21 protein-coding genes are annotated in these 19465 nt (G+C 56.2%); 3 read left to right on the plus strand and 18 right to left on the minus strand.

Translation table 11 applies throughout. From position 1 onward, the window contains the following. Nucleotides 1–193: 193 nt before the first annotated feature. The 12 genes from GGE09_RS17320 to GGE09_RS17375 form a co-directional block, all read right to left on the minus strand. Nucleotides 194–1156, minus strand: a complete 963-nt coding sequence (locus GGE09_RS17320) for a TonB family protein (RefSeq protein ID WP_309747428.1) — start codon at nucleotides 1154–1156, stop codon at nucleotides 194–196. Further along, nucleotides 1153–1542, minus strand: a complete 390-nt coding sequence (locus tag GGE09_RS17325) for a biopolymer transporter ExbD (RefSeq protein WP_309747429.1) — start codon at nucleotides 1540–1542, stop codon at nucleotides 1153–1155. The genes GGE09_RS17320 and GGE09_RS17325 overlap by 4 nt, the downstream gene beginning before the upstream one ends. 3 nt (nucleotides 1543–1545) lie before the next feature. Further along, on the minus strand, nucleotides 1546–1923 hold the full coding sequence (locus GGE09_RS17330; RefSeq protein ID WP_309747430.1) for a biopolymer transporter ExbD: 378 nt from the start codon (nucleotides 1921–1923) through the stop codon (nucleotides 1546–1548). Next, the gene (locus GGE09_RS17335; protein WP_309747431.1) at nucleotides 1916–2548 is read right to left on the minus strand and encodes a MotA/TolQ/ExbB proton channel family protein; all 633 of its coding nucleotides are present in this window, start codon (nucleotides 2546–2548) and stop codon (nucleotides 1916–1918) included. Before GGE09_RS17335 ends, GGE09_RS17330 begins: the two co-directional genes overlap by 8 nt. After that, complete coding sequence (locus tag GGE09_RS17340) at nucleotides 2548–2976, minus strand: hypothetical protein (RefSeq protein ID WP_309747432.1); 429 nt, start codon at nucleotides 2974–2976, stop codon at nucleotides 2548–2550. Before GGE09_RS17340 ends, GGE09_RS17335 begins: the two co-directional genes overlap by 1 nt. 292 nt (nucleotides 2977–3268) lie before the next feature. Next, complete coding sequence (cydB, locus tag GGE09_RS17345; protein ID WP_309747433.1) at nucleotides 3269–4270, minus strand: cytochrome d ubiquinol oxidase subunit II; 1002 nt, start codon at nucleotides 4268–4270, stop codon at nucleotides 3269–3271. Further along, on the minus strand, nucleotides 4263–5690 hold the full coding sequence (locus tag GGE09_RS17350; protein WP_309747434.1) for a cytochrome ubiquinol oxidase subunit I: 1428 nt from the start codon (nucleotides 5688–5690) through the stop codon (nucleotides 4263–4265). The genes cydB and GGE09_RS17350 overlap by 8 nt, the downstream gene beginning before the upstream one ends. Before the next feature lie 123 nt (nucleotides 5691–5813). Beyond that, complete coding sequence (locus GGE09_RS17355; RefSeq protein ID WP_309747435.1) at nucleotides 5814–6494, minus strand: hypothetical protein; 681 nt, start codon at nucleotides 6492–6494, stop codon at nucleotides 5814–5816. A gap of 101 nt (nucleotides 6495–6595) precedes the next feature. Continuing rightward, on the minus strand, nucleotides 6596–7099 hold the full coding sequence (locus GGE09_RS17360) for a hypothetical protein (RefSeq protein WP_309747436.1): 504 nt from the start codon (nucleotides 7097–7099) through the stop codon (nucleotides 6596–6598). Next, nucleotides 7086–9251, minus strand: coding sequence for an MMPL family transporter (locus GGE09_RS17365; protein ID WP_309747437.1), 2166 nt, complete (start codon nucleotides 9249–9251; stop codon nucleotides 7086–7088). The genes GGE09_RS17360 and GGE09_RS17365 overlap by 14 nt, the downstream gene beginning before the upstream one ends. Continuing rightward, on the minus strand, nucleotides 9252–9752 hold the full coding sequence (locus tag GGE09_RS17370) for an isoprenylcysteine carboxylmethyltransferase family protein (protein WP_309747438.1): 501 nt from the start codon (nucleotides 9750–9752) through the stop codon (nucleotides 9252–9254). It lies immediately after the preceding gene. After that, a complete protein-coding gene (locus GGE09_RS17375) occupies nucleotides 9749–10813 on the minus strand; it encodes a type III polyketide synthase (RefSeq protein WP_309747439.1) in 1065 nt (354 codons plus the stop codon). Before GGE09_RS17375 ends, GGE09_RS17370 begins: the two co-directional genes overlap by 4 nt. Nucleotides 10814–11112: 299 nt before the next feature. Between GGE09_RS17375 and GGE09_RS17380 the strand changes: the two genes are divergently transcribed. The 3 genes from GGE09_RS17380 to GGE09_RS17390 all read left to right on the plus strand — a co-directional run bounded on the left by GGE09_RS17380 (nucleotide 11113) and on the right by GGE09_RS17390 (nucleotide 15185). Continuing rightward, the gene (locus tag GGE09_RS17380; protein WP_309747440.1) at nucleotides 11113–11997 is read left to right on the plus strand and encodes a lysophospholipid acyltransferase family protein; all 885 of its coding nucleotides are present in this window, start codon (nucleotides 11113–11115) and stop codon (nucleotides 11995–11997) included. A gap of 128 nt (nucleotides 11998–12125) precedes the next feature. Next, nucleotides 12126–14459: a Tex family protein gene (locus GGE09_RS17385; RefSeq protein ID WP_309747441.1), complete on the plus strand. Its 2334-nt coding sequence runs from the start codon at nucleotides 12126–12128 to the stop codon at nucleotides 14457–14459. A gap of 579 nt (nucleotides 14460–15038) precedes the next feature. Then, nucleotides 15039–15185, plus strand: coding sequence for a hypothetical protein (locus GGE09_RS17390; protein ID WP_309747442.1), 147 nt, complete (start codon nucleotides 15039–15041; stop codon nucleotides 15183–15185). A 22-nt stretch (nucleotides 15186–15207) separates the two neighbouring features. On the opposite strand, the gene GGE09_RS17395 is transcribed toward GGE09_RS17390, so the two are convergent. From GGE09_RS17395 to GGE09_RS17420, 6 genes are read right to left on the minus strand one after another with little or no spacing between them, the layout of a single operon-like run. Next, nucleotides 15208–17700, minus strand: coding sequence for a hypothetical protein (locus tag GGE09_RS17395; protein WP_309747443.1), 2493 nt, complete (start codon nucleotides 17698–17700; stop codon nucleotides 15208–15210). Then, nucleotides 17693–17980: a hypothetical protein gene (locus tag GGE09_RS17400; protein WP_309747444.1), complete on the minus strand. Its 288-nt coding sequence runs from the start codon at nucleotides 17978–17980 to the stop codon at nucleotides 17693–17695. Before GGE09_RS17400 ends, GGE09_RS17395 begins: the two co-directional genes overlap by 8 nt. 25 nt (nucleotides 17981–18005) lie before the next feature. Next, entirely contained in the window at nucleotides 18006–18200 is a 195-nt protein-coding gene (locus GGE09_RS17405; protein ID WP_309747445.1) for a hypothetical protein, read from the minus strand. After that, nucleotides 18181–18510, minus strand: a complete 330-nt coding sequence (locus tag GGE09_RS17410) for a hypothetical protein (protein WP_309747446.1) — start codon at nucleotides 18508–18510, stop codon at nucleotides 18181–18183. The genes GGE09_RS17405 and GGE09_RS17410 overlap by 20 nt, the downstream gene beginning before the upstream one ends. Then, entirely contained in the window at nucleotides 18510–19205 is a 696-nt protein-coding gene (locus GGE09_RS17415; protein ID WP_309747447.1) for a lysozyme, read from the minus strand. Before GGE09_RS17415 ends, GGE09_RS17410 begins: the two co-directional genes overlap by 1 nt. A gap of 1 nt (nucleotide 19206) precedes the next feature. Then, nucleotides 19207–19452 (minus strand): hypothetical protein, encoded by a 246-nt coding sequence (locus tag GGE09_RS17420; protein ID WP_309747448.1) that lies wholly within the window; start codon nucleotides 19450–19452, stop codon nucleotides 19207–19209. Nucleotides 19453–19465: the final 13 nt, after the last annotated feature.

Consider the following 19465-nt stretch of genomic DNA (forward strand, 5'->3'; position numbering starts at 1 on the left):
TCATTTCCAGATGTTTTTAGCTGGCTGACGAGGATAAAATGATCCGACTTGCTGGCATTTCTCGGCTATTGCTGACTAAAAAAATCAGGTTAGTAAACTCCCCGTGAAAAACATAGCTGGCAACTGTTGGCTTTTGGTGACGGTTATGCGGAATTACCGGCGAAATGGCAGGCGTTTGTTGTTGAAAACGGGCCTAGCGTCCCTTGATGGTAATCGAAAAACTGCGCCGCGCACCTGCGGGGGGCTTGGGGAAGGGAGCGGCTTTGCGAATCACGCCCAAGGCCAGTTGGTCCAGCTTGGCATTGCCTGATGATTTGGCCACTGACAAGCCAGACAGGCCACCGCTGCTGGCGATGGTAAAGGCCACTACCACGCTGCCGCGTGTGGTGCTGCGCGGGCGCGATACCCGAGAAATCTTGCGCATCACTTTACCGGGGTAATTGCTGACCGCTGCATTGCCACTGGCGGTTGCTTTGCCGGTTTTGGTGCCTTGGGTTTTCGCCTTGGCGGCTTGCGTCCCAGTAGCCGAGCCTTTGGTATTGTTCTGCTTGGCATTCCCCTTGGGCGCAGCTTTTGGCTTGGCTTTGACAGGCTTTTTGACCACCGGCTTTTTAGGCGGCTTAACAGGTTCAACGGCTTTTACCGTTTTTTCGGGCTCCGGCTGTGCGGCCTTTACCGTTTCAACCTGTTTGACCGGCTTCAGCGTTTCGGGTTTCGGTTTGGGCGGCGCTAGGGGTTGCGGCTCTGGTGGCTTTGCTTGTGTAACCGTGGGCGTCAGGGCAAGCGCGTCTGGCGCAGGGGTTTCAAGGGGTGTCTGTTCAGCAAGCGGCGTAGCCTCTGTGGGTGGTTTGATTGCTTCAAGGGGTTGGGTTTCAACAGGGGGCGTTGGCTCTGGTGGTTCGGTCCGGGTCAATTCGGTTGGCGGGGTTGTGTCCGGTTCCGGCTCAACGGTCTCAGCCAGATCTTCGGTCTGGGTGGCGGCCAGTGTGCCCACGCTCATGTCTTCAAAGCTGCTGCCGATCATAGCCTGCGCGGCCCCGGCACTGCTGTCCATTTCTACGGTCATATCCGAAGAAAACTGCATCATCGCAGCCCCGTGGATGGCAAGAGCCAGCGCAACGGCGGCGGATTTGGCGAAAAAGGCGCGGGACATCATTCCAGCCCCCGTTGTGTGACGATCATCACCCGCTCTGCCCCAAGTCCGCGCAATTCGCGGGTCAGGGCGACCAGTGCGGCTGCATCCAGGGCACGGTCAGGCACAAGGCGGATGGTTTTACGCTCGTCTTCGGACAGGGTTTCCATATAGGCGGCGATGTTTTCCAGATACTCGCCCCGAAAACTAAGCCTGCCATCGGGATGGATCAACAGTGTGTCAGGGGGCGCGCGACCTTCAAGATCGCGGGTTTCCACCAGCGCCATTGACGTGTCGAGCGGCGCAGCCAAAGTGCCTGCCACCATGAAAAACACCAGCATCAGAAACACGATATTGATCAGCGCAATGGTCGGTTCACGGTGGGATTTGGGTTTTTCCAGACGCCGCATGATCTATGACCCCAACACTGTGACTGTCAGGTCGGGCAGGGCGCGCAGGGCCACCAGCAAATCAGTCAGGCGCTGGGCATCGACCCCGTCACGCAGGCTTACCAGAACGGAAGTGCCCGCCTCGGCCTGCGAAAGGGCAGACTCTGTGATGTTTTCTAGGGTCACACCTTCGCCGTTCACACTGATCGTATCACTTGCCAGTTGCAAGAACAGCGGTGGTTTGTCAGGGGCGGTTGTACCGCCTGCACCTGCCGAGGCCAGTTCCACCTCGGCGAATTTTGAAAAGGTCGAGGTCAGCATGAAAAACAGCAACAGCAGGAAGATGACGTCGATCAGGGACGTCATCGAAAGCCGTCTGCGCCGTCTGCGGGCCTTAGCCATTCTGCGCTGCCTTATCGGGGTTCAGCACAGTCAAAAGCGCTTTGTCAGCGATGACCCGCTCAATTTCCATCCGGCCCTCAAGCCAGCTAAGAACCAGCGCGGTTGGCATGGCGACCACAAGGCCAACCGCTGTGGTCAGCAAGGCCACCCAGATGCCGCCTGCCAGAATGGAAGGATCCACCTGCGCGCCTGCGTTTTGCAGGGATTGAAAGGCTTCGATCATCCCCAGAACCGTGCCGAACAGACCCAGAAGCGGGGCAAGTTGGGCCACTGAATCCAGAAAGCGCAGCCCCCGTTCCAGACGGGTGAAGCGCAGTTCAGCTTCGGCTTGCAGGCGCTCGGATGCGTCTGTTGTGCTGGTGAAAGCCTGCTCAATCACAGGGGCGAGGTAGCTGGTAGACTGCGCTAAAGCTGCACGCGCGCCGTCACGATTGCCTGCATCCCATGCATCTACCGCTTGGGACAGCGCCTTGTGTCGGCCCACGCCCGCGCTGGCGAATTGCCATATTTTATACAGAATTACCGCCAGCGTTAGAACCGAAACAGCCATCAGAATCATGACCACGGGGCCGCCGATGTCTGCGATTTGTTGCAGGGGGGCAAGCAGGGATTGCAGCATGGTCATCAGCCCAAAACCTCGATCTTTGTGCGTGACGTAGGCATCAACCCTGTTTCGCAATCGCTGGTGGTCAGCGTCCCGCCTGCGCAGGTTTTACCGCCGTTAAACAGGATGCGGCCCAAGCCTTCGCAGGTGGTGTTTGGCACAGCAAACTGGCGCACGCGGGGGCGGTCTTGGGGGAGTGCGCCGAAATCGAATAGGGTCAGACGATTCACCTTGCCGTCCTGATCAAACAGCACGGTTTCATAAACCGCCTGGTCTATGTCCTGACCCAGTCCGTTGGTGATTACAAAGGTCAATGTGCAACTGTTGTCCTGCGTTTCAGCGCCGTTCAGTTCCACCGCCAGTTTCGCAGTGGTTTTGGGTGCGGATTCTTCGGCCCTTGCAGGCAGCGCGGCAAGGATAAAACAAGATAAGAATAATAATTGACGCATGGCAGCCCCGCTTTCAAATATCCCGATAAGATGAGTTACTCTGGCGGTGTCTGGGTCAGACATTGGCTGGAGCGCGCGACACACTTGCCCGAGATTAGGTGGATTTGCAAGGTGGGATGCGCAATTCTTTGCCCAGAAGACAGGGCAGCGCGCACCGCTCGTGCGGCCTGTTTAGTAGATAGCGAGGCGGATTGCATAAGCGACCACGCCTAGTACCGCCACCCCAAGCAGCCACAGCGCCACAAACCACGCAAGCTGTCGTACAGGTTTGTTTACCATGGGCGTTCTCCCTTTAGTGATACCCTTCATCAGGGTCGATTTTACCGCGAAACACCCAATAGGCATAGGCGGTATAGGCCAAAATCATTGGCACCAGAACGACCGTCCCGACAAGGGCAAACCACAGGCTTTCATCCGGCGCGGCGGCTTCGACTATGGTCAGGCTTGGGGGGGCGATGTTGGGATAAAAGCTGATGCCGATGCCGATAAAACACAGCACAAACAGGCATAAGGCAGCTAGGAACGGCTGCGCGTCCTTGCGGGCTTTCAGGCCAGTGAAAAGCAACCAAGCGGTCATCAGCAAGGCCGCTGGCATCACCACGCTGAACACGCTTCCGGGCAGGCTGAACCATCTTTGAAAATATTCAGCGTCCTGAAACGGGGTTAAAATGCTGACGATCCCGATGAATCCCAAAGTGCCAGCTGCCAACCACCACGCGTAGGATTGCATTTGTTCTTGTAGTTTTCCTTCGGTTTTCAGGATGATCCATGTGGAGCCTAACAGCGCATACCCCACAACCACAGCGCAGCCTGTCAGAATTGAAAAAGCACTTAACCAATCCCACCAACCGCCCGCATAGGCGCGGTCTGCGACGGTGATTCCCTGCACCAATGCCCCAAGTGCGATGCCTTGCATGAAGGCCGCAGTGAGGGAGCCGCCGAAAAAGGCCACGTCCCAAACCGGTTTCCAGCGTTTGGTGCGCCAGCGGTATTCAAAGGCAACGCCGCGAAAGATCAGGGCCAGCAGCATCAGGATAATCGGCATGTAAAGGGCGGGCATGATAATCGCATAGGCCAGCGGAAAGACCGCAAACAGCCCGCCGCCGCCCAGCACCAGCCATGTTTCATTTCCGTCCCAGATCGGCGCAATGGAATTCATCATCGTCGCCTTGTCCCGTTCGTTTTTGGCAAAGGGAAACAGGATGCCCACGCCCAGATCAAACCCGTCGAGGATCACATAGGTCAGCACGGCAAAGGCGATAATACCGGCCCAGATAAACGATAACTCAAACATCCCGAGGCTCCTTTTCCGTAACCTGTGATTTGTGGTGGGGTTGCTCTATGGGGGTAATGCCGGCTGTGCGGATTGGGCCGTCAGACAGGCCCAGATGTTGTGTCGAGGCGGATTTGTTCATCATCCGCAACAAATAGAAAGTGCCGGCGCCAAAGACGAAGAAATACACCACGATGAAGGCAATCAGAGAGGCTGCAACCGCAGGGGCGGCGATGGGGGCGAGGCTGTCGCTGGTGCGCAGCAGGCCATAGACGGTGAAGGGTTGGCGCCCGACCTCGGTTGTGACCCAGCCAGCCAAAACCGCGACAAATCCCATCGGTCCCATGGCGATGGCAGCACGGTGCAGCCAGCGATCCACAAACAAGCGGCCGCGCCGTCTGCGCCACAGGCTCCATAATCCTAGGCCCAGCATGGCGAATCCTAGGCCCACCATGATCCGGAAGCTCCAGAAAACGATGACAACGGGTGGTTCATCCTGATCAGGAACCGTGTCAAGGCCAGCCAGCGGTGCATACCATTCGTGTTTCAGGATCAGGCTGGAAAGTTTCGGGATTTCAACGGCATAGTCGATGCGTTTTTCTTCGGGGTTTGGAATGCCAAATAGGATCAGCGGTGCGCCGTCAGGGTGACTGTCGTAATGGCCTTCCATGGCCATGACCTTAACGGGTTGGTGTTCCAGCGTGTTCAGCCCGTGCATATCGCCTGCAAGAATCTGTAAAGGGGCCACAAAGACCAGCATCCACATGGCCATTGAAAACATTTTGCGGGCCGGCGCGTCATCTTGGTTACGCAGCAGATGCAACCCGCCGACGCCACCGACAACCAGCGCTGTGGTCAGATATGCGGCCAGAACCATATGCAGCAGACGATAGGGGAAGGACGGATTAAAGACGATCAGCCACCAGTTTTCAGGCACAAACTGGCCAAGATCATTGATGCCATAGCCCGCTGGGGTCTGCATCCAAGAGTTCACAGACAGAATCCACGTGGCTGACATCAAAGTGCCAAAAGCCACCATCGCAGTGGCAAACATATGCAGTTTGTCACCCACCCGTTCGCGCCCGAACAGCATGATGCCAAGGAAACCCGCCTCCAGGAAAAAGGCTGAAAGGACTTCGTAGGCCATAAGCGGGCCAAGGATTGGACCGGTTTTATCGGAAAAAACCGACCAGTTGGTGCCAAACTGATAGGACATCACGATGCCCGACACCACGCCCATGCCAAAGACAACGGCGAAGAGTTTTTTCCAATAGGTGAACAGGGTTAGGTAGGTTTTGTTGCGGGTGCCCAGCCATAGACCGTTCAGAACGGCGAGGTAGCTCGCCAATCCGATGGAAAATGCAGGGAAAACGATGTGGAATGACACGGTAAATGCGAATTGCATCCGCGCCAGGGTTTCGGCTGTGAAGCTATCAAACATAAGGGATCTCACCAGTTCATGTGCAGCTAGCAAGAACTTAGCGCGTGTACAGCGAAAGGGGCAGAGTGTCTAAGCGTCGCGGGGGGATGGCCCAGCACAGCAGGCCTGGCCATCGCGGGGGAATTACCGTTTATGGATAACGGCCACTTGATCCCGTTTGTCTTTCAGGAAACGGGCCTGAAACACAAAACAGCCTGAGATCTGGTCTTTGAGGGCGTTGAATTCAGAGGCAATCGCCGGATCGTTATGCGTAAATTTCCGTTTGGTTAAATAGCTTTGAAACAGGCGTGCCGTTTTGGTGATGCCCGGTTTTTCATAAGGCTCTGGCTGCCAGCGCAGGTCTTCGATGATATACATGCCCCCTTTTTTAACCTTTGGGAACAGTTCGAGAAAGGCAGACTGTTGATGATGCGATGCATGGCTTGCATCATCAATGACGATATCAAAATCTTCCATTTGTTGGCGTGCGACAGAGATATTTACGCGATCATCCATATTACAGCGGATAAATTTGAAGCGTTCGTGTTGGAACCATGCGAAATCGGACACATCAAGCCCTGTGATCTGCGCTTTGGTAAAATAGTCCAACCACATACGGATAGAGGGCAGGTCTTTGGTCTGACGGTTCGCACTTTCGCCGTGTTCTGGCCCGCCGATCAACAATCCCATTTCAAGGAAATTGATTTTCCGGTTGCGAAACGGGTGGAACAGCATGTGGTATAATTCGGTATACCGATGTTTGCTGCTGCCTTTGTCTGATCCATATCGGTCGGCCAGATCGGTTAGGTTTACAGGTTCGTGCATGGCAATTCCTTTGGTAGGGCGCCGCCTTACCGCGCCAACCCGTCGAATTGCAGCCTATGTATCAAGCCTTTTTATTTGGTTAACCCCAGCCTCCTTCGGGATTATTTTCTAAATACAACATCTGACAGCAGATTCTCCGTATCTGCATCTGCTTTGGTGCGATCAGCCGAGCGCAGATGCAGCGTGTTTTCAGTGACACGCCATTCCACATTCTGCGAGATTTCACGCTCTGTTACCGGATCGCGGGTGGAAAAGGTAAAGGCGATCAGGTCTGCCTGTTCAACCCCGACAACCCGCACGCTGCCCAAACCGTCAGGGTTGGACCAACGGCCTGTGATGCGTGTGGAATTGGGGGTTCCGTTCAACGTGCCAGACAGGGTTAGTTTCTGGCCCGGTACAGCGCAAATGCCTGATAAAGTTAGCTTTAGGCGGGTTGCGTCAAAGGTGTTTTCGATCTGGCAGCGGATGGTTTCCTGCGGTCCTTGATCGGTTTGTTTGACCCAGCCAGACCCGCGCCAACTGCCCGCCATATCGGCCAATGCACCTGCCTGTGCCGTGGGGGCAAGGCAGATCATCGCAACGCAGAAAACACTAGGCAGTTTCATCGGGTATCCTTTTCCAAATCAGCAGTGCAGGCAGTAATATCAGGTCAAGCAGCAGGGCCGACCACAGGGTAATGATCATCATCCCGCCAAACAAGCGGATCGGGGTGAAATCGCTGAACAGGGTCACACACAGGCCCGCGCTGAGCAGCAGGGTGGTTAGAACCATAACCTCACCCGCTGAGTTTGTCGCGGATTTCACTGCTTGGTGCAGGGGCAGCCCTTGGGCCTGCGCTGCGTTAAATCGGCTTAGAAAATGGACTGTGTCATCAATGGCAATGCCAAAAGCGATGGTCAGGGCAAGAACAGCAGTCGGGCTAAGCTGGCCCTGCGCCCAGAACAACAGGGATGCACCGGTCAGCATTAAGGGCAGGATGTTGGGGATCAGCAGGATCGGCACCAGCGCAAGGGATCTAAACGCCAGCGCCACCAGCAGGGTCGCCCCCAAAGCGGCTAAAACCAGACCGATGGAAAGCTGGTGGATCAGGGTCACGGCTTCTTGTCGCATGATGGTGGGCAGGCCGATGACAGCACGCGCGCCAGAGGCCACGGCGCTGTCATAAAGTCTGTCAAAATTTTGCAGGGTTTCAGGGCTTCGCATGGGTTCGGGCATGGCAACAAAAATCCGCGTGCTGCCGTCTGCGGGGCGCAACTGTGTGATCAGGGATTGGGGCAGGGGCTTTAACGCGGCGTCTGTCGGGCGGGTGTCCGGATCGCCCAGCCAGCGGGCAAGGTTCAGTTCGGACAGGACGGTTCGGGGGCCGCTGATCTGTTCCAGTTCCTGTGCAATCGCGCAGTTCTGCGCCCAATCGCCGTCGGTTTCTACGATCATCTGGAACACCCCGCCGAAATCCTGCGCAATGGCGTCGTTCACCTGTAGGGTCGGGCTGTTGTCGGGCAGGTTTTGATAGAGCGGGAACCATGCTTTGGTCTGGCCAAAGCCAACAGCGGAGATGCCCAGTAGCAGAACGCAAAGAGCTATGGTGACACGGGGGGCCTTGGTGCCCGCAGCGACCAAGGAGCGGGCCATCTTGGTGCTGAACGGTGGGATCGGGCGGCGCGACAAGGGAAGGTGCCGTGCGATCAGGGTGAACAATACAATGCCGATGGCAAAGGAAAACAGGGTGCCACAGGTGCCAAGAACTGCAAATTCAAACAGTTGCGCATTGCCTGTCAGCAGGATGCTGGCAAAGGCCAGCGCCGTGGTCAGCGCGGTCAGGGCACACGCCGGACCCACCGCATCAAGGGTGGTACGCAGCGCGCCGCTGTCTTTATAGGAACGGGCCAGATGCACGCCATCAGCCACGCCCAGCACCAACAGCAGGATCGGAATGACATTGCTAAGCACCGTCACCGGATAGCCCAGCCAGACGGACAGAGCCAGCACGCCGGCCGCCCCCGCCAGCGCCGGCACAACCGCCAACAGTGCCATGCGCAGGTCGCGCAGCAGCGCAAAGGCCGCCAAAGTGACAATCAACGCGCCAATCATGTTCAACCGTATCAAATCCACCTTTAAGCCAGAGACGATTTCAAGGCTGATCACGTCCTCTCCGGTTAGGGCGGCAGTTAAATTGGCGGGCAGGGCGCGGGCCAGCTTGGCCTGAATGGCGGTTGTTGCATTGGCAAGGCTGGTTTGGCTGGTGTCCACAGATACGCTGAGGATCAGCGCAGTGAGGTCTGGTGTGATAAAGGTCGGCAAACCCGTGCCTAAATCCTGAAACGCAGCTATATCCGTGGCGAAGTTCGGTTGGATGTTGGGGCCGAACAGGGGCGTTCCCGATGGAGCATCCTGTGTCGGGGGCAGGCGTAGGGCAAAGGGGGAGCCGACTGTGATCACGCCGGGGACGAATTCCAAATCCAGCGAGAGATCCCGCAGCGCGGTCATATCTGGGACAGTCAGGGCTTTTTGCGCGGTCACATGGATCAGCACGGTGCTGGTGGGCGGGGTTTGGCTGGCTTGATAGGCCCGTTGGGCTTGGGACAAGGGGCTGTCAGACAGGAAAACCCGATGGATGTCATCGTCAAAGCTAAGGCGCGGCAGGCTGAGGCTGATCAACGCCAGCAGGCCCAGCATCAACACTGTTGCAAGGCGGGGGAATTTCAGCGCTGCAACGCCAAGGCGGTCCAGACCAAAACCGATCCCCCAAGCGGGCATTTATCGGGCTCTCAGCGGGGTCAGCGCTTTGTGTTCCACCCCGATGCGCACCCATAACATGGCGGCATTCAACAGGGTGAACAGCACGGCGACCCAGACCAGCCCTAACACCATCGGGGCAACGATGATTTCGGCGACCACAAGCATGTAATTGGGGTGCGACAGGTATTTGAAAGGGCCACGCTCCACCAGCGGTTCTTCAAGGATGATAACGCGGGTGGTCCAGCGGGGGCCAAGGCTGGTTAATATCCAGACCCGCAGGACTTGCAGCAGCACAAACACCGCCAGCCAGCCAATGGCAAGCGGGGCGGTATAGCCGAAAATCACCAGACAGGCGATCCATGTGCTGTGCATGGCGACCATCACAGCGTAATGGGACGCGCCCACTTCGTAAGCGCCTTTTGCCAGCAAACGGGCGGTGTTGCGCCGCGCGATGACCAGCTCGCTTAGGCGTTGCAGGATGATGAAGCCGAGGAACAGTGCGGCACCTGTCTGGATCATGCGGCCTCTGCTTCTACTTGGAAGGGCAGGAAGGATGCGGTGAAGCCAGGGCCTAGGGCGCAGGCCATCATCTGGCCCGATGTGCCTGCATCCAGAACCGATTTCATTACGAACATCACTGTCGGGGCCGACATATTGCCTGCGGTGCGCAGGGTTTCCCGTTCCGCATCAAGTGAGCCTTGCTCCAGATGCAAAGCACCCTCAATTGCAGACAGAACTTTGGCACCGCCCGGGTGACAGACGTAGCGGTCGATTTGTTCATGGGTCAGATTCGCAGCTTTCAGGGCGCTTTGGGTGGCTGCGGCGAATTCTTGGGTGACAAAGGTCGGGATTGACCGATCAAACACCACGCCAAACCCTGTTTCATCCACATCCCAGCCCATAATATCCAAAGTATCGGGCCAGATTTTCTGGTGTCCTGTTCCCATACGCACCCGCCGCCCCGTGATCGGGGCATCCGCACTAATACATGCCGCCGCCGCGCCATCACCAAACAGGACCGTTGCGATAATATCCGCCTTTTGCAGACGATCCGCCCGAAACGCCAGCGAGCAGGTTTCAACCACGACCAGCAGCACCTTAGCGCCCGGTCTGCCCGCTGCAATGGATTGCGCGACAGACAGGCCAGACACGCCGCCCGCACAGCCCAGCCCGAACAGGGGCACACGCATGATATCGTCGCGAAAGCCCATCTGGGTAAAGACCTGCGCTTCAAGGGAGGGGGTGGCAATGCCGGTAGAGCTGACGGTGATCACGCAGTCTACATCAGAGCCGACCCAGCCCGCGCTGGTCAATGCACGATTGGCGGCGTCGATAAACAGCGCCTTTGCCCCCGTAATATAGGCCGCATTGCGATCTGCCCAGCCGTGGTCTTTGTTGAACCAGTCAATCGGAACCACGGAGTGGCGTTTTTCAATGCCAGCAGTATCAAAGGTTTTGGAAAGACGGTCAAACTGCGGGTATTTATTGCCAAAAATAATCGCTGCACGTTCGCGCACTGCGGATTGACTAAGGCAATGATCTGGTAAAGCGGTAGAGAGGCCGTGGAGGTAAACTGTCATTTCCGGTCCTTGATTTGGTCTGGGATTTGGCCAGCTCTGACCCAAGATGCGTCGGCCTTCTCAAAAGATTTAGCTGTACCAGACATAAGGACAACTCTTTAGCCCTGAATAAGTTCCTGCCATTCCTTTTGCTACCGGAACGGTCGGGCTGTTGTGGCGTAGTTTTGGGACAAAGTCCAATCCGATCCCGCAAAACACAAAACGTGCTGCATACCCGAATTGATCACACCACCCCACACTTGAGTTAAGTTCCCGCAGTTTCCGCTTGGAGTCGCCCCGAAACCCAACCATATAGGGCCATGTTCTCCGCGACTTTGAAATCTGTTTTGCACCATGCCCGGTATTTGCCTCTGTGGTCGGCGCTTACCGTGATGCGGTGGCGCGCCTTTGACATGCGCTCGCGGGGGTTGGGCACAACGCTTGGCTTGGTGATGCGCTGGTTCCCACCCGCCAGAGCCAGATTTGCCCGCGAGGCGAAACGGGTGTTTCCGGATATGCCCCGCAAACAACGGGTGGCGCTGGGTCAGAACATGGGCCGCCAGATGGGGCGCACCCTGTTTGAAATTTACCACGATGCCGAATTCCAGACCCATCACCACAAGTTTCAGGTCTCTGGCCCCGGACTTGCTGCGCTGAAGCAGGCCCAAGCTGCGGGGAAAGGTGCGATCATTTTATCGGGGCACTTTGGCCAATGGGAAGCCATTCGCGCAGTGATCAAAATGAACGGGATGGAAAGCGGCGCGGTCTATCGTCCCAATAAAAATCGCCATTACGAACGCCGCCTGAAGGCGGGGATTCAGGCAGGGGGGAACCCGATTTTGGCCACGGGGCGTGTGGGGACCAAAGGTCTTGTGCGTCATTTGCGCGGGGGTGGCATTGTGTCGATCCTTCTGGATGAGAAATATTCCGAAGGCGTGCAAATCCCGTTTCTGGGGCATGACGCGCTGACATCCCTTTCGGCGGCCCAGCTTGCGCTGAAATACGACCTGCCGCTGATCCCCGCCTTTGGCACGCGGATCGGGAACGGCAATACCTTTCGAGTAGAGTTTGAAGCCCCGATACCCCATAGCGACAGTCTGACCATGACCCGTTCGTTCAATGACATCCTGTCAGCGCGGATCATGGCGGACCCTGAACAATGGTACTGGATGCTGCGGCGCTGGGACGGGGTTGCGCAGGGCTGACCGCTTCGGCCTGAAAAGGAAGCTATCTGCCTGCACCTCGGATAAGTTTCGCGCAGCCCGCATCTGGGTCTTGGCAGGCTGCATCTGTGGCGCTATCACGGTGATCCGACAACCGCAGGGAACCCAGTATGAACGCCGTTGCAGATAACATCGCCCGTAAAATCGCCACCGATATCGGGGCGCGTGCCGAACAGGTCACAGCCACGATTACACTGCTGGACGGGGGCGATACGGTGCCTTTCGTAGCCCGCTACCGCAAAGAGACCACAGGCGGTCTGGACGACATCCAACTGCGCCAGTTGTCCGAACGGCTCAGCTATCTGCGCGAGTTGGAAAAGCGCCGCGCCAGTATTCTTGGGGAAATCACTGCGCAGGATAAACTGACCGATGCGCTGGCCCGTGACATTGCAAATGCCGACACAAAAGCCGTGCTCGAAGACCTGTATCTGCCGTTTAAACCCAAACGCCGCACCAAGGCGATGATTGCACGGGAAAACGGGCTGGAACCGTTGCTACAAGCCATTCTGGACAACCGCTCCGCCGATCCGACTGTGTTGGCGCAGGATTTTCTGTCTGAAAATGTAGCGACTGCCAAAGATGCGCTGACAGGGGCGCGTGATATTCTTGTGGAACAGCTTGGCGAAAACGCCTCGCTTTTGGGGCGGCTGCGTCAGGTCATGCAGCAAGAAGCTTTGGTCACCACCCGCGTTATCCCTGGCAAAGAAGAAACCGGTGTTAAGTTTTCGGATTACTTCGGACATACAGAAAAATGGGCGACAATCCCGTCCCACCGCGCACTGGCGATTCTGCGGGCTTCCAAAGAAGAGATCATCACCTTTGACATCGGGCCAGAGCCGGAGCTGGGATTGCCGAAAATCATCGGCATCATCGCGGCTGAAATCGGGATTCCGGGCCAAGGGGCAGGGGACATCTGGCTGCAAGACGCGGCTGTCTGGGCGTGGAAGGTCAAGTTGAGCCTGTCCATGTTCATCGACCTGATGACCGAACTGCGGCGCAACGCCCATGATGCTGCCATCGAAGTTTTTGCCCGCAACCTGCGTGATTTGCTACTGGCCGCCCCTGCGGGCGCGCGCGCCACGCTCGGGCTTGATCCGGGGATACGGACAGGCTGTAAGATTGCGGTTGTGGATGAAACTGGCAAGCTGTTGGACACGGCCACGATCTATCCATTCCAGCCCCGCAACGATCTGCGCGGGGCCGAGGAAACCCTGCTGCATATGATCAAAAAGCACAACATCGCCCTGATCGCTATCGGCAACGGTACCGCCAGCCGCGAATCCGAACGTCTTGTGGCAGATGTGATCAAACGCCTGCCCGCAGGGGCACCGCGCCCCACACCTGTGATCGTGTCCGAAGCAGGGGCGTCGGTTTATTCGGCGTCAGAGCTGGCATCATTGGAATTTCCCGATGTAGATGTGTCGATCCGCGGCGCGGTGTCCATTGCCCGCCGTTTGCAAGACCCGCTGGCAGAATTGGTGAAAATCGAGCCCCAAGCCATCGGGGTTGGCCAATACCAGCACGATGTGGATCAACGCCGTTTGGCCCAATCCCTTGCGGCTGTGGTCGAAGATGCGGTGAATGCGGTAGGGGTGAATCTGAACATGGCCTCTGCGCCGTTGTTATCCCATATTGCCGGTCTGGGGCCATCGCTGGCGCAATCCGTCGTGGCGCACCGCGATGCAAACGGGGCCTTTGCCACGCGCAAAGCTTTGCTGAAAGTCCCAGGACTGGGGCCGAAAGCCTTTGAACAATGTGCGGGGTTCCTGCGCATCACGGATGGCAGCGAGCCGCTAGATGCGTCTTCAGTTCATCCCGAGGCTTACGGCGTCGCACGGAAGATCGTACAGGCCTGCGGGCGGGATATCCGCGCCATCATGGGCGACAGCGGTGCTTTGTCAGGCTTGCGGGCCGAACAGTTTGTGGATGCCAGTTTCGGCCTGCCAACCGTGCGCGATATTCTGGCGGAACTTGAAAAACCGGGCCGCGATCCGCGCCCGACCTTTAAAACCGCCACTTTCGCCGAAGGCGTCGACAGCATCACCGATCTAAAGCCCGGCATGTCGCTAGAAGGCACCGTGACCAATGTGGCAGCCTTTGGCGCTTTCGTCGATATCGGCGTACATCAGGACGGTCTGGTCCACGTCAGCCAGCTTGCCGACCGATTTGTCAAAGACCCCCATGAAGTGGTCAAAGCCGGTGATGTGGTGCGGGTGCGTGTGACCGAAGTGGACGTCGCGCGCAAACGCATCGGCCTGACCATGCGCAAAGATGGCGGTGATGCCGCAGGCAAAAACGAGCGCGGTTCGTCAAAATCCAAATCCGATCACAAAGGGCGATCTTCCGCAGGGCCAAAGCCAAAGAAGGGTGACAATAGCGAAAGCCAAGGCGCCTTTGGATCAGCCCTGGCCGACGCGCTGAAACGGTCAAACACCACAAAATGAATGACACCGCAGGGATGACAAAGGCACGTCTGCACGAGAGGTTCGTAAATGGCTCTGCGGGCGGTGTGGCGGCGATGTCAAAAGCCAGTTAGGGGCAGTGCTTGGATGACGCATGTCCAGCCTAATCCTGATACCCCGATGGATACATCAATCTGGGGGTATCGCGCCGGATACGGAAAGACTGCATCGGCCTAAGGGCTATTCTACAATCCTTGTGAATAAGGACACTTTGGAAGTGATTGGACTAATTGGGTTGGTAGAATGGTGCCCCCACACGGACTCGAACCGCGGACCTACTGATTACAAATTAATGTTGAATTGTTTGTTTTCAATGGCTTGGAAAATCAAAAAAGTCGGATGATGCGGGTCTGTTTGGCTATTTATTGTAGGTCTATAGACAACACTGGAGAGCTTCTCAATGCGTAGAATATTGATAGAATTTGGAACGGGTATCCCTGCTATAAGTGCGTGCTGGTGGTTCTTGGATGGACTAGACGCGTTTGCTATGTTCGTATTAATTTTCATTGCTTGCTGGGGGCAAAACCTTGCCCGAATGACTAAAGACAGGAGACAGGCGTGATGAGAGATTGGCTTTCCCTGCAATGCCTCAAACTCGCGGCGAAGTTGACAATCTATGGCGACCCATACGACAAGATCACAGAGGCCATAGAAGTGCAGAAACTGTTCTGCCGCCCCCCCACCGACACAGGGCCAGCGGGGGAATAGGAGAGAGACAGCCGGGAGAGGGCTACCCCGTTGTCAGCCATGCGGCCCCTTGGGTATAACCTGCCGAATTGTTCCTGTAGAAACGAGCCTCAGACGCAGGAGCGCCATTCTCCACCGCCTCGCGCGGATCGTTGTAGGTGCAGACCGTGTTGATATTTGGAAAAATATCCGTGATTGAGGTTGCCCCAAGATCGGTAGCCTCTGGACCAGCAAAGACTAAGTTACCCGATAGCGTCCATGCAGATACAGACGTGTCAGCGCTGATGTTCGTCAGCACGTTGTTGGATATGTTTACCATAGAGTTACCATCACGGCGGGTAATTGCATATGTGGCATTATCCAAATCGAATGTTTCAGGATCGGTCACAATCATGTTGTCTGACATTGAAGCAATGAAGCCTTGCGGATTTACCCCGTTGGAAAGGCTTGCGGTCATTACGTTTCGTTTAAGCATCCAGTCGTAGGCATTGCCGCGCGGGTCGCCATCGTCATCATAACTGCCAGCCGACCCCATATTAAGCTGGATCGCTTGAACGCCAACCCATCCTAGATCAATCAGGAAGTTATCAACAAACACGCAGCGCAGCCCCGCGCCTGTGTCATTATCGTTGACCGACTGAATATGGTCTTGATGTTCGTCAGATCGGCAATTTGTACGGGTATCGGTTCCGGATTGTGCGTTCCTATTTCCAATAACTGCACAACCGTCAGCCCCGTGAATGCGGATGTTATCTACGCGCGTTCTACTTAGGCGGTTGTTAAATGCCAGACTTTGCGGGCCAGACAGTCGAATTGGGTGAGCGGATGATTTTATCTCGCAATCCTGAGCAACACCTAATGTAGATAATTCAATCCCGCCGCGATAGACGCCACGAGACTCTGGTCCTGTCGTTGGTAGTGTGCCGCCCGCGTCATACTGAAGGTTTCCTTCACCATCCAAGGTAATCATCCAACCCGTTTCGTTTGACAGGTCGGTTTCGTAGCCCTCAAACGTTACTCCCGTCCATCGGTTGTGGGACCGTGGTTCGCCATTCGTTGGCCAGTAGACGCTATTCAGGGCAGAGAAGCCCCAGTCATTATCGGTGCGCTCTGACAGACTGCTTTGGACGTTGCCCGATGGAAGGGTTGTGCGCAGAAAGGTGATGTTGCCCTCAAACCAAAGGCCGTGACACTGGTTCAGCATACCGGGGTCAATGTAGGCCATGCCTGTGTCTGGGCCCATGAATATAACAGGGTTGCCCATACCGCGATTGACCTTAAACCAATTCCCGCTTGTGTAGGTTTCACCATCGGCAAGCTGGAACACTTTTGGCCCTACGCCCTCGTCTTCGTTCTCATGAACGCCAGACAGAACTTTCAAATCACCGCCAGTGTTCAGGGCCGTTGGGCTTGCACGGCTGATGGAAATGATTTCCACAGGTACGGTCACTTCAATGGTATCCCCAAGCGCATCCGTGACCGTTGCGACAACGCTTGTCTGCGCCCCTGTGCCAGACGCAACGCCCGTCAGAACCCCGTTGGAATGTTCATCCATCCAAGAGGGCGCAGACGTGATCGACACCGAATAGGGCCACAGACCACCTTCAACGTAATAAACAGGATCGACCACAAGAGCATGACCCGCTTCCATTTTCATTGTGTGGACAAGCGCCCGCAATGACATTGCACTGACATCTTCGGCCATAACGTATATTTGCGCAGGGGCCAGACCTTGCGTGTCACCGTTCTGCGCTGTGATGTAGCACGGCTCGGCTGGGCTTACCGCTTCTGTTGGTGTGAAAGTTATCGACTTGCCAGCCGCAGACAAGCCAAGATTAGCAGGGGCATCACCAACGCCAACCGTGGAAACAGCGCCGTCAAACGTCCCGCCGTAGTTCTTCGAAATGGTTTCACCAGTCGCAGCCAGAACAGGCCAAGGCCAAGGCAGACGCAGTGGGCTACTAGGGATAGGCGACACTGCCCCCTCTGTCACATCGCGCACCTGCAAGAAGTAAATAACCATCGGCATACGGTTCGTAAGGTTCACCCTACGCTCGAAGTATATCCGCAAAGTTGCAGTTCCGGCAGGTAATGCGTCAGGGTAGAAAACCCCAGCGTAATCAGGAGCGCCAAGATAATCGTTGGAAATCTCTGACCCGCCTGCATTGAGGTAAGAAAACTTCAAACGCAGCACCAAGTTGTCAGTGATGTACCCATCACCCCCAATGTCATTTTTATCCATGACCCAATATATTTCTGGGACCATACCCTCGTAAGCATCCACGTCGATATAGCGAGACGAGATAAAGTCATCCCCGCCACCGAACGCCATAGCCCCGCCGCCAGAGGTTCCCAGCCATGCTGGGTAATCGTCCTCTGGGTATTCTTCGCCAGAGTAGTGGGTCATTGTGTCGTTGAAATCCGCGCTCCGATCAGTTTCAAAATTCTGTGCGTACAGGACGGGGCTTTCAGGAGTACCGCCGCCTGACGGCATCCCACGATCAAAAACACGCCACGCGCCAAAAGGACTAAGCATGAGACACAAACACCTTACCAGCGTTGTATCTGGTCAATCCCCATAGATATTTCGGGTCGGTTACACCTTTGAAGTAATCCGCCAGCGTCATGTTCTCGCCAGTGCCTGGCACGTACTCAATCCCAACGATTGAGAGTTCAGGCGCAGTATCAGTTGGCGTCCCATAGATTTCAACAACGCTATTGCCTCTGTTTTGGAACAAAATTGCATCTACTTCCGAAGCGTTCAATTGTGTCCATACGCCTTTTTCAAGGTCTTTTATTCCATTGTAAGCCGCCATTTCATTCTCCTGTGTGACGTTTCGTTTATTGAGGTCCGAAAATGACCGCCAAGGCTGCAATCTTTGCATTGGCGGTCTGGGCGCTGTTCAGGTGCTCGGTGGCCAGCACGGCCAGATCTCGGTAGGTTTCAGCTTTACGTGCTGATATCGGAACAGGGCGCAGCAGATCCGCTGGCACTTCTGGCTTTACCGGCACATATTCAATCTTCGGACTGCACATTCCCGCGCCCAATAAGATCGGCAAGAGTAGGATCAAGCGGCGCATCGGCACACTCCCCAAGTTTAAGGTTTCGGATGGCCTCGATCGTCGCGTTGGCATCGGCGTTTAACCGGCGTTCCCGATCGGCATAGGCTGCCGCAACGGAGGCTGACAGTCGGGCTTGCTCGATCTGATCATTGAGAACCTCTGCATTGCGCGTCAGACGGTCATTGTCGGCCTTTAACGCACTCACCCTGCCGGACTGCCACCAAAGAGCGCCTGACACCCCTAGAAGGGCGACCAGCGCGCCAATGGCGATGTATTTCATCATCACGCCGCGCCAATCATGCAAAGATCGTATTCAGCTTGGCGGCGGCGGGCCAGACCGCGCACCACGCGCCCACCAGCGCGGTTCCACCAAGTAAGGGCCGTGCAGCCCCCAGAAATATTGCCAGCGTTCAGGCGGCGGGTGGCGGTTGATTTGCCAGCGCCGCGCATTCCAACATTCCAAGCCAGCGAAACATAGGCCGCGTCCCGCTCGGCTGTCAGGCGATGTGTGATTGTTTCGTCTGTGAAATACAGGTGCAGGCCGTTGCGATATTCGATCAGACCACGTTCCAACATCACACGGCATTGCGCATCGGAATAATAATCGCCCTGTTTTACCCCGCGTGTCTCACCGTAGCACACGGTCCAGACGGGCGGGCTGGCAATCCGATCGAGGTAGGCGCGGTTTTCCTTACCCTCCCACTGGGACACAATGGGGAAAGCTGCCAGCAGGAAGGCCGCGATCGTTACTGAAAATGGCGAGTGCAGCTTGTCGCCAATGCCCTGGTCTTTCAGTCGGCCAAAGATGCCATAGGCGATCAGGGTCACACCGGCGATCCACCAGATGCGCGGGTTGGTATCCCGCTCGAACAGCCAAAAGATCAGCTCGGGCGCCACCAGGCATAAAATGCCCAGATAGTTTGCCCACATAGAATGGCTTCGGATTGCAATGCGCTTTGCGTTGGGGATCAGTCTCATTTCAAGAGCCTCCGTTCTGACGAAACAACAGTGTTTTGATATCGTTTTGAATGACGGTCAGCATTTCGTGGGTCTCTCTGCGCGACCGTTCCGCAGTTTCCAGATCCTCACGGCGTTGGAGCCAGACACGCCGGATTTCGCGCGAGTTGGTGATCACCTTAGCCTCGATCCGCACGATCCAGACAATGACCGCAACTGCGGAAATGATGATTGCCCAAAACTCGCGTAAAATTTCGCTTATATCCAATTCAGTATCCTTT

Source organism: Roseobacter sp. N2S (assembly GCF_031454055.1).
Taxonomy (GTDB): Bacteria; Pseudomonadota; Alphaproteobacteria; order Rhodobacterales; family Rhodobacteraceae; genus Amylibacter.

Coding starts and splice junctions, on each gene's coding strand:
- GGE09_RS17320 (WP_309747428.1), bottom strand. CDS start 1,156: ATGATGTCCCGCGCCTTTTTCGCCAAATCCGCCGCCGTTGCGCTGGCT.
- GGE09_RS17325 (WP_309747429.1), bottom strand. CDS start 1,542: ATGCGGCGTCTGGAAAAACCCAAATCCCACCGTGAACCGACCATTGCG.
- GGE09_RS17330 (WP_309747430.1), bottom strand. CDS start 1,923: ATGGCTAAGGCCCGCAGACGGCGCAGACGGCTTTCGATGACGTCCCTG.
- GGE09_RS17335 (WP_309747431.1), bottom strand. CDS start 2,548: ATGACCATGCTGCAATCCCTGCTTGCCCCCCTGCAACAAATCGCAGAC.
- GGE09_RS17340 (WP_309747432.1), bottom strand. CDS start 2,976: ATGCGTCAATTATTATTCTTATCTTGTTTTATCCTTGCCGCGCTGCCT.
- cydB (WP_309747433.1), bottom strand. CDS start 4,270: ATGTTTGAGTTATCGTTTATCTGGGCCGGTATTATCGCCTTTGCCGTG.
- GGE09_RS17350 (WP_309747434.1), bottom strand. CDS start 5,690: ATGTTTGATAGCTTCACAGCCGAAACCCTGGCGCGGATGCAATTCGCA.
- GGE09_RS17355 (WP_309747435.1), bottom strand. CDS start 6,494: ATGCACGAACCTGTAAACCTAACCGATCTGGCCGACCGATATGGATCA.
- GGE09_RS17360 (WP_309747436.1), bottom strand. CDS start 7,099: ATGAAACTGCCTAGTGTTTTCTGCGTTGCGATGATCTGCCTTGCCCCC.
- GGE09_RS17365 (WP_309747437.1), bottom strand. CDS start 9,251: ATGCCCGCTTGGGGGATCGGTTTTGGTCTGGACCGCCTTGGCGTTGCA.
- GGE09_RS17370 (WP_309747438.1), bottom strand. CDS start 9,752: ATGATCCAGACAGGTGCCGCACTGTTCCTCGGCTTCATCATCCTGCAA.
- GGE09_RS17375 (WP_309747439.1), bottom strand. CDS start 10,813: ATGACAGTTTACCTCCACGGCCTCTCTACCGCTTTACCAGATCATTGC.
- GGE09_RS17380 (WP_309747440.1), top strand. CDS start 11,113: ATGTTCTCCGCGACTTTGAAATCTGTTTTGCACCATGCCCGGTATTTG.
- GGE09_RS17385 (WP_309747441.1), top strand. CDS start 12,126: ATGAACGCCGTTGCAGATAACATCGCCCGTAAAATCGCCACCGATATC.
- GGE09_RS17390 (WP_309747442.1), top strand. CDS start 15,039: ATGAGAGATTGGCTTTCCCTGCAATGCCTCAAACTCGCGGCGAAGTTG.
- GGE09_RS17395 (WP_309747443.1), bottom strand. CDS start 17,700: ATGCTTAGTCCTTTTGGCGCGTGGCGTGTTTTTGATCGTGGGATGCCG.
- GGE09_RS17400 (WP_309747444.1), bottom strand. CDS start 17,980: ATGGCGGCTTACAATGGAATAAAAGACCTTGAAAAAGGCGTATGGACA.
- GGE09_RS17405 (WP_309747445.1), bottom strand. CDS start 18,200: ATGTGCAGTCCGAAGATTGAATATGTGCCGGTAAAGCCAGAAGTGCCA.
- GGE09_RS17410 (WP_309747446.1), bottom strand. CDS start 18,510: ATGATGAAATACATCGCCATTGGCGCGCTGGTCGCCCTTCTAGGGGTG.
- GGE09_RS17415 (WP_309747447.1), bottom strand. CDS start 19,205: ATGAGACTGATCCCCAACGCAAAGCGCATTGCAATCCGAAGCCATTCT.